We start from the raw sequence: 12,923 nt of genomic DNA, 5'->3' as shown, positions 1-12,923 counted from the left end.
GGTCTTTTTTGTTTTGCAATTATTACACCTTGATGCTTTAAATTCACCATGTTATTATACATCTGTTGGAAAAAAATAACAATGATTTGTAAATACTCAGGCGATACTGGGTATTTGACTATATATTGTAACCCTTTCCTTTATTCCCCTTATAAATATATATACCCCCCTTTTGATTCGTTCTGTTCGATATGCAGAACAAAAAAAAGCACCATAAAGATAGCTTATGGTGTTTTTTTTACGTCAATTTTTGGTAACACTTCTATATTATTTTTCCTTGCAATCTCCATACACTGATTATATGCTTCTACATTTTGGATAATTGTAGTATCATGTGCGTCAATTCCGATAATTGCCTTATTTCCAACTTCTCCTGCAATCTGCCAGAAAAACTCGTTTGGATAATTTCTATTTGTCGCTCTTCCTAACATATTAAATTCTAATGGCATATCTAGTTTTTTTAATTCTTCACACAAATGTTTCATGTGCTTATAATATATTTCTTTATTTCCTGTATAAAAAATCAGATCGGGATGCGCCATATAAGTATAACTATTTGTTTTGGCTCCTTCTATTGCCAATTCCACATATCCCTCTAGTATTGACTCATCCGTTGTCTGTGCACCTGAATATGGTCCATGGAACTCATCTCCAATAAAATGCTGACCTAAAATAAGATAATCTATATCATAATCTCTACAAATTTTCATCTGTTCTTCATAAAAATCTCTTATATACTCAGCCTCAAACCCAATTAAGATATCTATATCATTTTTATACTCTCTTTTAAGATTATTGAGTGTATCAACGTAGCCTTCTACTTCACTTAATTTCATTCGCATTGTAGATACTTCACCATGTTTAAATGGACAAAAAATATGATCCGAAAAACCAAATTCTTTAATTCCCATCTCAATTGCAGTCTCTACATATTCTCTTTCTGTTCCATAAGCATGCTGACATCTGAATGTATGAGCATGTAGATTTGCCTTTAAATAATTTGTTATTTGTTTATTCTGCATCACATAACCTCTTTTATTATTTATTTCTTTTTACTTTTTGATACATATGCCATAGCACTTTGGCCTGCAACTAGTCCTTCACCTACAGCCTTTGCAACCTGGAGTGGCAAACCTGTACAATCACCTGCTGCATACAATCCCTCAATATTTGTCTGCATTTTTCTGTCTATTTTTATATAATTTCCATCTAACTCAAGATTAGGAAAAAGCTCGTTTGGTGCGATTGTTGGTCTTAAAATAAACACTCCGTCTACAGTATATTCTACATCGGATACTTTTATTTTTTCAACCTTATCTTTTCCCTCAACCACCACTTTTTTAGGGTTTTCAAAATATTCTACGTTACATCCAATTCCCTTTAAAAATTCTGCTTCTTTTTCATCACTTTTTCCATATCCTATTACGGCAACATTTTTTCCTCTGTATAACATTCCATCACAAGTTGCACAATAACTTACACCTTTTCCAACTTTTTCTTCTTCACCTTCGAATTTTTTCCCTCTGACAATGCCTCCAGTTTGAATAATGGCATACGCTTCATAAAAATCACTTCCAGCACTAACCATCCACGAATCACCATTTTTCATTGTATTAAGTACTCTTGCTTCTTTAATTTCTACTCCCATATCTTTTGCATGAGAAACATAAATTTCCATTAGCTCTTTTCCTGTTTTACCTGGTAATCCTAAATAATTATCTATTTTTTCTGCTTTCATAAGAGGATTCTCTTCTATATTGGTTCCTAAAACTAATACACTTCCACCTCTTTGTCTAACATTTATTGCAGCTGATAATCCAGCTGGTCCTGATCCAATAACGATTACATCATACATATGTTTTCCTCCTTTTTATTTAGGTTGTGCACAATTTAATTATAAGATACTTTATTTCATTCTACATGTCAAGCTCATTTCCTATTTGTTTATATTTGTTTATATTTGTTTATATTTGTTTATGTTTGTTTATAAATTACCGAAACATATTATGACAAACGAAATTTTTGAGTACAGATAAAAATCTATACACTATTGAATGTAGGTGAAAATTTTGAGCTTTTATTTTAACATTGGTATTTTGAGCTTTTCATTTATAATATTATTTATATGTTTAATCAGCACATATAGATTTCACAAGGCAGCTGCAAATTATGTTCGCCATTTTATTGCAGCTGTACTTATGATACATTTAATTACTATTCTTTTAGTTATATCGCCATCCGATAATGTTGCAAATATCGCATTTGCGCTTTATTTTGTTGCAATTGACTGGACCATGTTATCTTTATTTTTCTTTTGCTCATCATATACCAAGTATGTTTTTTACAGAGATGCCTTTCACAAAATTTTAACCATACTTACAATCCTTGATACTGTTTCATTATTTTTAAATTATAGATTCCACCATGTTTTTAAAATTACTGATACCAAACTTATCTTTACTCGTGGCGAATTATTTTTAACAACATATTGGGGGTTTACACTACATTTTACGGTGATTTTTATTGTTTTGGCCTTCTCTTTTGGCATTCTTATTAACAAAATAATAACCACACCCTTTTCATATTTTCATAAATATATTTTCATCGTAATTTTTATGCTGATCTCTATAATTTTTGATTTATTACATATTTTTAATTCATCCGATCCTATTTTACCAATTCTCGGATATTCATTTTCAGCTTTACTTGTGTATTATTTTTCCTTTTATCATGTACCAAAAAGATTACTTGAATACATGCTTTCACAAGTAATTTCAAGTTTTTCGGATGCACTTATTTTTTGTGACATTGACAATACCTGTATTTATATAAATGATGCTGCTCATGAACTGTTAGGATTATCTGACAACGAAGTTGACTTAAGCCAGGAAATCTTAAAAGTATGGTTAAACAATCCTAATTTAAGTGAAGTTAAAGAAGATTTTACCTGTTTTTGTTCAAGAGTTATTAATAATAAACTTTTACACTTACAAATTGATTATCATAATGTATATAACTCCAAAAATAAACGCATAAGCTCGTACTATCAAATTATGGATCGAACTGATTCCGTTGATAGTTTTGAAAAACAACGCTATCTAGCTATACACGACGCCGTAACGGGAGTTTATAATAAAAATCATTTTTACAAAATTGTAAGGGATCATATAGAAGAATACCCTCAATTCAGATATCTTGCTGTTGTAATTGCAATAAATGAATTTAAATTAATAAATGATGTTTTTGGATCATTTATCGGCGATGATGTTTTACATATCACCACAAAGGGTCTTAAAGAGCTTGCAAAAAATCACAGTATATTATATGGACGATTAAGTAGTAACAAGTTTGGATTTTTAATTAAACGTTCTGATTTTAACGATTTAGAAGTCAGGAACCTCTTTGGAGAACTGGCTGATAGCTACGACAAAATATATTACCCTATCGTTTATCAGATTGGCATTTATGAAATAACCGATGACCGAATTCCAATAACTTTAATGTTTGAACACTGTTTCCAAGCCATAGAACAGCTTAAAAACAATTATACACACCAAATCATAAAATACAGCCAACACCTTGACAGACAGCTTCTTTGGGAACGTGAAGTAACCGTTGGCATTAATGATGCAATTAATAATAACGAACTCTTACTTTATCTTCAACCACAAGTTACCAAGGACGATATAGTTGTAGGTGCAGAAGTGCTCGTCAGATGGCAACATATAATTAAAGGATTGCTGTATCCTAACCAGTTTATTCCAATTTTGGAAAAAAACGGAACCATTATTAAGCTAGATAAATTTATATGGGAAAGCAGTTGTGCTCTTCTTTCAAAATGGAAAAAGGAAGGACGTAAAAATCAGTTAGGAGAAGACTTTTACTTATCTCTTAACATTTCTCCTATGGATTTTTACTTTTTAGATGTTCATGAAGAATTTATGCGCCTTATAAAAAAATATGATTTATCACCTCAGACTCTGCGCCTTGAAATAACTGAAGACGTATTGATGCAGGACATTGACAGAAAAATTGCTGTTGTTCAAAAATTAAAAAGTAATGGCTTTATTATTGAAATAGATAACTTTGGTAACGGATATACTTTATTAAATATTTTAAAAGATTTACCAGTTGATGTATTAAAACTTGAAATGTCCTTTTTATATGAGACACGAGAGCCTGAAAAAAATCATTACATTTTGGAACTTTTAATAAAGCTTGTACAGGAATTGGGTATGACAGTTATAACTGAAGGTGTCGAAGTTAAAGAACAGATTCCTTTCTTGTCAAAGATGGGTTGTAATTTGTTTCAAGGCTTTTATTTTTCTCCACCACAACCTGTTGAAGAATTTGAACGTCTTTATACAATTGATAATTAAATTTTTTATAATTAAATTTACATCGCATTCTATCTCTTTGGCAGGATATATAGAAAGTAACAATAAAAACCACCAACCAAGTGCACCTTTACAAAAGTCAGAACAAACCTGACGATTGAGGGTTATTTGTACACTAGTTGGTGGTTTTGTTATTTTTTATAACATATGGATTTTATGAAAATCAAAATGTATTACTTCCAATTATCTACGACTACACCAGTTCCTTGAGTAACAGTTGAATACTTATGATTAGCTCCACTTTCCCATATTACATTACCACTTGAATCCTTCATAATGTATTTGTATTCTATTTTTTTACCAGATGGTAAACTGATATCATAAAACCAGGTTGGATAGTTTGCTATTGACTTTGTATTATTGAAAAATGGGCCAACAGCTTTATTTACATCCCAGTTTCCTAATTCTTCAACATTTCCTACTATATAAACTGACGATCCATATTGTGTATTAGCATTATTTACATAGAACCTAGTTGCCACTTGCTTAGATGATAATACTCTAAACGAACTGTATTTTGCCTTAGTTCCTTTTGTTGTTTCAACAGAAATATCATATTCTCCACCTTCAAGTCTTAATCCATTAACTTCTCCCTTACTATTTACGTTTATTGATTGACCTTTTAAAATTCCGCCTAATTCATCAGAATATTTTCCAACAAGATTTCCGTCACGATATAACGCTCCATCTTCAGGAAAATTCATTCCTGCAAACTCTGCCGTCGAAGTATGATTAGGTGCAAAATCTATTATGATTTTAATGTTTTTGCTATGAGCAGTTTTTATTAAATTTTTAAAATCATTCATCGTGCCAAACGCAGGGTTAGTTCTAAAAAAATCTTTTCCCCAATATCCATGATATGATGCAGTTTTATTACTTGGATCAATTGACATTATATTTTCAACAGGAGATGGAATCCAAAGTGCACTTATCCCCATATCTGTAAAATATCCGTCATTAATCTTTTGTGTTATACCAGCCCAATCTCCACCATGATACTTTCTATTATCTGACTTATTAAATATTTCGCCCTGTGGATTATTCGATGAATCTCCATCTACAAATCTGTCAGTAACAATCTAATAAACAACATCTGTTGAAAAATCAGCCTTATTCGACACTGAAGTGTCTTCTGTAGCTCGAACTGTAACCATTGGTACATTACTAACTGTCAAAACTAGTGATAACATTGTAGCGCCTATTAACCTTCTTCTGTTCATTCGCTTCCTCCTTTTATCCCTTAATAGCTCCTTCCGAAATACCATTAACCATATTTTTGACTAAACAAAAATATAAAACAACAATTGGTAACGCAATAAATACACTTCCTGCTGCAAATCTGGCAAATTGTGTCTCATCTAAGCTCATCAAGCCAACTGCAACTGTATATAAGTTTTTCTCCTTCAACAAAAGTTTTGGGAGTATAAAATCACTCCATGGCCATGTAAATGAAGTCAGGGCTGTGTAAACTATCATTGGCTTGGCCAAAGGAAGATTTATCTTAGTAAAAATTTGAAAATTGGTTGCACCATCAATCTTAGCGGCCTCATCTATCGCTTTAGGAATCGTATCAAAAAATCCCTTCTGTGTAAGATATCCCATCGGTGCACCTGCTGCATAAATCAAAATCAATCCCCATAAATGATTGATTAATCCAAATTGAGTCATCAACAAATATACTGCTATCATCCCCATAAAAGATGGAAACATTCCCAATACCATTGTTGATTTCATAATTGTTTTTCTACCCTTAAACTCAAATCGAGACATTGTATATGCTGTCATTATTGTCAAAAAAGTACCTATAATACAACTTCCAGTGGCAATGAAAAGTGTATTAAAAAACCATCTGGGATAATTATACATTCTCGTATCTGTAAATAATTTTGCAAATGTCTGTAAGCTATATGATTTTGGGAAAAATCCCTTAAACGAATATATACTTCCTGATTTTGAAAATGAAGCAAGTATCAGCCACAAACATGGGAAAAAGAAAATAAATGCAATAAGTATTAAAAACACATATGTAAAAAAAGTGTCTAGTTTTTCTCTTTTATTCATTATTGGAAAGTATCCTCCTCTCTATATGATGGCGATTTTACATAAATGAATAGCGAAATCGCTGATGTTATTATGAAAATAACCAAACTGATTGCAGCACCTATGCAATAATAATTATTATCAATCGATAAGTTGTATAACCAGTTTATTAGCAAATCTGTATCACTTGCGAGGAAATAACCTTTATTATAAAGTCCTCCTCTTAAGAAATAGAAGATACCAAAATTGTTAAAATTTCCAATAAATTGTCCTAACAAAACTGGCATTGTCGAAAATAACATAAATGGCATTGTTAATTTCCAAAATCTTGCAAACCTACCTGCACCATCAATTTTAGCTGCTTCAAATAAAGTCTTATCCATATTAGAAAGATGACCTGTTGCAAGTAACATAATTGAAGGAACACTAATCCAGCAATTAACAAATAAACCAATAATTCTTGAAGAAATCTTAGCATCCAAATCTAAAAATCCAATGGCTTTTCCACCCTGTGCAACAATAATCTGGTTAATTGGTCCACCATACGAGAAAAGAAATTTAAATGCTAATAATGTAATAAAACCAGGTATTGCATATGCAAGTACTGGAAAAGCTCGCCAAAAAGCTTTTCCCTTTACACATTTCTTGTTTAAAAGAAGCGCAAGTCCTAACCCTGCAAAATAATTTAAAGTTGTTGATAAAACTGCCCACAAAAGATTCCATTTTAAAATCTTAGCAAAAGTTGGACCAAATTTAGATAATACCAACAACTTTTGGAAATTCTTCACTCCAACCCAATCTATTAATTCTGGCGGAACAATCGTTCCTCCATAGTTTGTAAATGCTATTAAAATCATGAAAACAATTGGAAGTACATTAAAAATACATACACCTATAACTGGTAATGATAATGCTGTAACATGAAATTTTGTATCAAAAAAATCTGCTATAAATTTTTTGAAAGTTTTACATTTTTTCCCGTTTTCATAATCTAATTGAAGTCTATATGCATCTTTTATGCATTGAATATAAATAACAACGAAAAGAGTAATTACTATAAATGAGAATATTCCCATTAAAAGCATAATTATTGAATCGTCACCTTCAATTCTAGCCCACGCATCTGCTTTTACAACTCCTAAGGTAAAAAATCCAATCACATCGTCTATTCCTCTTGAAATCATATATGTAATCATCAAAGCTTCTACCATAAAATAAATAATTGCCTTGTAAAAACATTTATATTTCAAATGACCGATTCCCATAAGTACTAAAGACGCTTTTACCGGATTAGAAGATTTTTTCCAAAATTCAGTAATCTTTTTTGTCTTTGTTTCTTTGTTTTTTTTCTTTTTTGTAACATTATTTTTGAAAAATTTATTCTTATTTCTTACAATGTTATCCATCATATTCCCCCATTATTTAAGCGTCGTAATTGCGTCCTCTATTTGTTTACACATTTCTTTTAGACCTTTTTGATAATCTCCAATTTCTTTATATTTCTTTTCTGAGTCCTTTCTATATGCATCTTTTGCAATATCAGTAAAAAATGTCTGCCCAGGAGTCCATATCTGTGAAACTGCTGATATAGATGGCATCAAGACAATATCATTATTATCCAAGTTTTTATAAATCTGTTTTGAAACTCCTCCAACTTTTTCTGCCACATCTTTTCTAGCAGGTGCAATTCCAAGCATTTCCGCACGTTTTTGAATCATTTTATATTCAGTTGCGAATTTAACAAATAGCAAACTTGCATTTGGTGCTTTTGTATAAGAACTAATTGCATACGCATTTACTCCGCCCATTGATTTGCATGCTATCTCTTTTGTACTATTATCAGTTAAATCTCCTGAAGCTGGTAAAGTTGGTAAGGTTGTCATTACAAGGTTCTCCTTTGCCTTCTTTTCGGCTTCACTTTTTGACATTCCAGTATAGTTTTTTTCTAACTCTTCTACGAATGTTGAGTAAACATCCGGTGTAGAAATTGTTGAAAAATATGAGCCATCACCAAGCTTACTATATGCATTTGTTGTAATCGTATCATCAATACAATCTTCATTCATAACTGATGCCAACTGATTTACAACTCTTGCTCCTTTAGCAGAATTCTTAGCTGAAAGCCCCACATCTGATGTATCTGTATTGTTTTTTCCAAATATATATCCACCATATGAAAATAGGAATCCACTTGTAAAATACATATCATTTATTGATTTCATATAACCATATTTTGTGGAATCTTCTTTATGTCTTTCTACAGAAAACTGATACATTTTCTTCCAAGACTGCACCATATCTGGAATATTATCTTTATTCTCATCCCATTTTTCTTTCCAATCTGCTGGCAATAAATCTTTTCTGTAATATAGCATTGGTGCCTGAACATTTACTGGAACACCACATGTGTATGTTTTTCCATCAACTTTTGTCTCGTATGCTTTCCAGGCAACTTTTGGAACCTGTTTATAGCAATCAAATTGTTCAACTGGTAATGGTAAAATATGTTTACCCTTTGCATATTTCATGATAACATCGTTAGCCTGATAGATTACATCAGGTCCATATCCATAAGGTCCATCTTTTGCTAAATCTGAATGTTGATCCATGTTTGCATCAACTGCTTTTATTCCCTTTGATTTATATTTTTCATTAAAAGCTTCGATTAACTCTTTAAAATAGCCCTTCTCAATTGCGGTGTCATTCTCCAAAACATGAATTGTCACATTTTTTTCTATTTTCCCATCAAAGACTGCTGCCCCTTTCCCTTTATCTGCGTTTACTGATTCTCCTTTTTTTGCACATCCAACTGTTGTTAATAGCATTGAACTAAGAAGCAACATTGCAACCAATTTTCTTTTCATTATATTCACCCTTTCTTATAACTCTATACTTAAATGGTTCTATTCCATTTACTGCCTTTTTTGTCATGTTCATCTCCAAGACAATTTTCTCGCATTTATACTCCCTGACCACAACTAATAGTCCGTTTTTTTCTGATGCTGTAATTGTTCCATATCTGATTACATCATCTTTTTTCATTTTAAGTATTTTTTTAAATTCTTTCAAAAACTCTGTATCCCATTCATCCTGATTCCAATTAAAGCATCGTCTTGAGTCTGGATCATATCCGCCTTCCATGCATATTTCTGTTCCATAATATACACATAGGGCACCTGGAAAAACAGTAGCTAGCATAAGTGCGCACAATTGTTTTTTCTTATTACACCCTAGCTCTGTAAAAAATCTTAATGTATCATGCGAATCAACTAAATTCAACATCATCGAATTAATTAAGCTATTATTTCTCATTAAAATCTGATTTAACTTAGCTGCCATTCCTTTTGCATCAAGTCTGTCTTTTGCGAAATAATCCAAACATGCTTTTGTGAATGCATAATTCATAATACTGTCATATTGATCTCCCATCAAATATGTATACGCATCATGCCAATTTTCTCCGATTATTACACAATCTGATTTTACACCTTTTACAGCTTTTCTGAATCTCCTCCAAAAATCATGTGATACTTCATCTGAAACATCTAATCTCCATCCATCAATATCACATTCTTTAATCCAATATACTGCAATATCAAGTAAAAAATCTTGTACTTCTTCATTTGAAGTATTAAATTTTGGCATATAATTGCATGACGCAAAGCATTCATAATTTCCTTTTTCAGGTTCTGGATATTCACCATCTATTATAAACCAATTATAATATTTTGACTTAGTTCCATTTTTAATAACATCCTGAAACTGTGCTATATTCATACTACAATGGTTAAATACCGCATCAAGCACTATACGAATATTTTTTTTATGAGCTTTTTGTACAAGTTCTTTTAAATCATCCTTGTCTCCAAACATTGGATCAATTTTTTTATAATCTGAAATATCATATTTATGATTTGAAATTGACAAAAATATTGGTGTCAAATATATTGCTGTGATTCCAAGTTCTTTTAAATAATCAAGTTTTTCAATTATTCCTCTCAAATCACCACCTGCAAAGTTTTTGGGAGTAGGCTTATCGCCCCACTTCATGTCAATATACGATTTATCCTTTGAGCTTCTGCCAATATTAAATCTATCAACAAAAATTTGATAAAATACTGCTCCCTGCATCCAATCCACCACTTTTACTCTATCATTTTCATTTATATATGGCATTTGGTAAAAATTATAGAATGCATTTTCAAAATCATAGTTTATTACTAATCCATCTTCGCAAAAAAAATATTTTTTCCCATTTTCATAGATTTCAAAAATATATGCAAGTCTTAAATCCTTCAATTTTAATTTTTTTTCATAATATTTATATAACGAATCTTCATATTGAATTTTCATTTTAGCCTTGTATCTATTATTATGAAATTCATATTTGGGGCCATAAACTAAATATACATCTATTTTATCCTCTTTAGAAGCTCGTAATCTTATTATTATTTCATCATTTTTTATTGCAAAACAATACTTCGAATCTGCCTCATGTAATAATGCAAACTGGTTCATTTTTTATTTTCCCTTCTGTATTGACATTTTATTTATTTATAAATAATATTAGATAAGACGATTAAACTACTTTTAGGAGGCAATTATGTCAAAAACTAAAGTTACTATTAAAGATGTTGCTCGTGAAGCAGGTGTTTCTACTGCCACAGTTTCATACATTATCAACAATCGAAAAGATGTCAAAATTAAACCTGAAACCAGACAGAAGGTCCTACAAATTATTAACCTTCTCGACTACTCTCCAAATCAAGCAGCTCAAGCGCTTGCTGCAAAACGCAATAGCGTTCTTGCAATTTATATTCCTCCAACTGATTCTATTCTTCTAAACTCTGAGAATATGTTCGTGTTGAAGGATTTGATAAAATATTTTAATAATTTAAAATATGATATTATCATTCTTAATGACTCTTCCTACGAAAAATGTGATAAAGCTGATGCAATCATTTGTTATAACACATGTAAAGAGTCTTTTTATACTTTAGGTAACAAAAATTTTATTCCTTTAATCGCCTTAGATTGCATAATCAATGATCCATTGTTTTACCAGATTAATTCTGATTTAGACAACCTAAAACAAACGGCATCTAAATTCTTCAATTCAGATAAATATAATTTCATCGCACTAGATTCTTCTAATAGTGATAAAATACATTTATACAAAAATAATTTCGCTAATTTTGAAATTATACAATCAATTGAAGATTTAGAAAAATATAAAGATAAAAATATTTTAGTAACGGATTATGTTTTATATAAAACATTAAAACAACACAATAGTGTTTGCTACATTCCTAAATTATCTAACACAAAACTAAATATCCTAGATGAATGTCTCTCATCTCTAATCGCTCATAAACCACTAGACCAGCACAATGTACTAGTCTAGTGCTTAGTGCTGTGAGTCATATATTCAGAATTTTTATATCCTTATTTTTCCTTTTTTAGTTCGCGCTGTAATCAAATGTAATGGTATCATAAGGATTTAAATTAAAGTTTTCTTTGCTTGACTCTTTATAATACTCATCTTTTTTGTCATAATAATCATCTGCTGGATAAGTCTTTAGTGTAAAAGTATACTTACCATCTTCTTTTACTTCTATGTTCGATTTTTTCACAGACGCATCACCTAACGAACCCGAATCTTTAAAATATTCTTTTCCATCTTTTGAGGTTTCTGCCAAATAACCATATCCTCTTTGATCAGACCATTTTCCATCAAGTGCAAATTGGAACTGATCTCCTGCTTTTAGATTCAATGTTATAGTGTATTCATTTTCTCCATTTACAGTTTTTTTCTCTAATTTTTGTGCATCACCCATTACTTTGCCCCAGTTAGATTCCTTCAAAACATCACTTTTTCCATTTCCTACGATGTAAAAAGTTCTTGTATCTTCTTTCTGCTGTGCAAGTCCTGCATAAAGCTTTGTGTTTTCTGTGATTCCCTGTGTCAAATCTGCTTTTCTTGTGTGATCTGGTGTTAAATACCAGCCAATAAACTTGTATCCATCCTTCTTTGGCTCTTTAGGATTGACTTTTTCACCTGATTTAACTTTCAATGTTTCTATTTTAGTTTTTCCATCTACGTTGTATATTTCTACTTTTACTCCATCTTTTACTGTATCAGCCTTTGCGCTGTCAGCTTTGCTACTGTCTGTTCCACACGCAGACATCCCAAGTGCTCCTACTCCCATTGTTGCAACCATTAAAAATGCTGTAACTTTTTTCCTCAACATATTATTATTCCTCCTTCATAAAATAACCTATTGTTAATATCATTATTACCTTTTCTGTTATTACGGTTTCTATTGTTACCGTAAATTTTCTTACTATTAGCATCTTTGTCATTATTATTGTCGCTATTAGCAATAGTTTAAACGTTTAAATAGCTTTTCAAAATTTAAGTAGCTAAGACTAGTTAATCTAGCTACTTAAACGTTTAATCTAATTAAATGTTAATACTATTTTGTA

At 31.0% G+C, this 12,923-nt stretch carries 12 protein-coding genes; 2 read left to right on the top strand and 10 right to left on the bottom strand.

The window, feature by feature from the left end; all coding sequences use genetic code 11:
- Positions 1–224: 224 nt before the first annotated feature.
- The 3 genes from BLV79_RS03885 to BLV79_RS12930 all read right to left on the bottom strand — a co-directional run bounded on the left by BLV79_RS03885 (position 225) and on the right by BLV79_RS12930 (position 2,548).
- Positions 225–1,022: a histidinol-phosphatase gene (locus BLV79_RS03885; protein WP_083354433.1), complete on the bottom strand. Its 798-nt coding sequence runs from the start codon at positions 1,020–1,022 to the stop codon at positions 225–227.
- Between the two features lie 20 nt (positions 1,023–1,042).
- Complete coding sequence (locus tag BLV79_RS03880; protein WP_074716338.1) at positions 1,043–1,855, bottom strand: NAD(P)/FAD-dependent oxidoreductase; 813 nt, start codon at positions 1,853–1,855, stop codon at positions 1,043–1,045.
- A gap of 555 nt (positions 1,856–2,410) precedes the next feature.
- Positions 2,411–2,548, bottom strand: coding sequence for a hypothetical protein (locus tag BLV79_RS12930; RefSeq protein ID WP_207645668.1), 138 nt, complete (start codon positions 2,546–2,548; stop codon positions 2,411–2,413).
- A 208-nt stretch (positions 2,549–2,756) separates the two neighbouring features.
- Here BLV79_RS12930 and BLV79_RS03875 point away from each other — a divergent pair, with 208 nt between their 5' ends.
- On the top strand, positions 2,757–4,379 hold the full coding sequence (locus BLV79_RS03875) for a sensor domain-containing protein (RefSeq protein WP_159429324.1): 1,623 nt from the start codon (positions 2,757–2,759) through the stop codon (positions 4,377–4,379).
- Positions 4,380–4,570: 191 nt separating this feature from the next.
- Here the strand turns inward: BLV79_RS03875 and BLV79_RS13155 are convergent, their stop codons facing one another.
- From BLV79_RS13155 to BLV79_RS03850, 6 genes are read right to left on the bottom strand one after another with little or no spacing between them, the layout of a single operon-like run.
- The gene (locus tag BLV79_RS13155; RefSeq protein ID WP_456297738.1) at positions 4,571–5,476 is read right to left on the bottom strand and encodes a carbohydrate-binding module family 20 domain-containing protein; all 906 of its coding nucleotides are present in this window, start codon (positions 5,474–5,476) and stop codon (positions 4,571–4,573) included.
- Positions 5,477–5,617 carry a hypothetical protein gene (locus tag BLV79_RS13150; protein ID WP_278320453.1) on the bottom strand — a complete coding sequence of 47 codons (141 nt, stop codon included), beginning with the start codon at positions 5,615–5,617 and terminating at the stop codon, positions 5,477–5,479.
- Positions 5,618–5,630: 13 nt separating this feature from the next.
- Positions 5,631–6,458 (bottom strand): sugar ABC transporter permease, encoded by an 828-nt coding sequence (locus tag BLV79_RS03865; protein ID WP_074716335.1) that lies wholly within the window; start codon positions 6,456–6,458, stop codon positions 5,631–5,633.
- Complete coding sequence (locus tag BLV79_RS03860; RefSeq protein ID WP_083354432.1) at positions 6,458–7,843, bottom strand: carbohydrate ABC transporter permease; 1,386 nt, start codon at positions 7,841–7,843, stop codon at positions 6,458–6,460. The genes BLV79_RS03865 and BLV79_RS03860 overlap by 1 nt, the downstream gene beginning before the upstream one ends.
- Positions 7,844–7,855: 12 nt before the next feature.
- Positions 7,856–9,301 (bottom strand): sugar ABC transporter substrate-binding protein, encoded by a 1,446-nt coding sequence (locus BLV79_RS03855; RefSeq protein ID WP_074716334.1) that lies wholly within the window; start codon positions 9,299–9,301, stop codon positions 7,856–7,858.
- Positions 9,267–10,955, bottom strand: a complete 1,689-nt coding sequence (locus tag BLV79_RS03850) for a glycoside hydrolase family 13 protein (RefSeq protein WP_074716333.1) — start codon at positions 10,953–10,955, stop codon at positions 9,267–9,269. The genes BLV79_RS03855 and BLV79_RS03850 overlap by 35 nt, the downstream gene beginning before the upstream one ends.
- An 85-nt stretch (positions 10,956–11,040) precedes the next feature.
- On the opposite strand from BLV79_RS03850, the gene BLV79_RS03845 reads away from it, so the two are divergent.
- Positions 11,041–11,841 carry a LacI family DNA-binding transcriptional regulator gene (locus BLV79_RS03845; protein WP_074716332.1) on the top strand — a complete coding sequence of 267 codons (801 nt, stop codon included), beginning with the start codon at positions 11,041–11,043 and terminating at the stop codon, positions 11,839–11,841.
- 55 nt (positions 11,842–11,896) lie between these two features.
- Here the strand turns inward: BLV79_RS03845 and BLV79_RS03840 are convergent, their stop codons facing one another.
- Positions 11,897–12,688, bottom strand: a complete 792-nt coding sequence (locus BLV79_RS03840; protein WP_074716331.1) for an InlB B-repeat-containing protein — start codon at positions 12,686–12,688, stop codon at positions 11,897–11,899.
- Positions 12,689–12,923 lie beyond the last annotated feature (235 nt).

Origin of the sequence: Lachnobacterium bovis DSM 14045 (assembly GCF_900107245.1) — a bacterium.
GTDB lineage: Bacteria > Bacillota > Clostridia > Lachnospirales > Lachnospiraceae > Roseburia > Roseburia bovis.
Note: the sequence above shows the minus strand (reverse complement) of the source record. Positions and strands in the feature narration are given on the sequence as shown.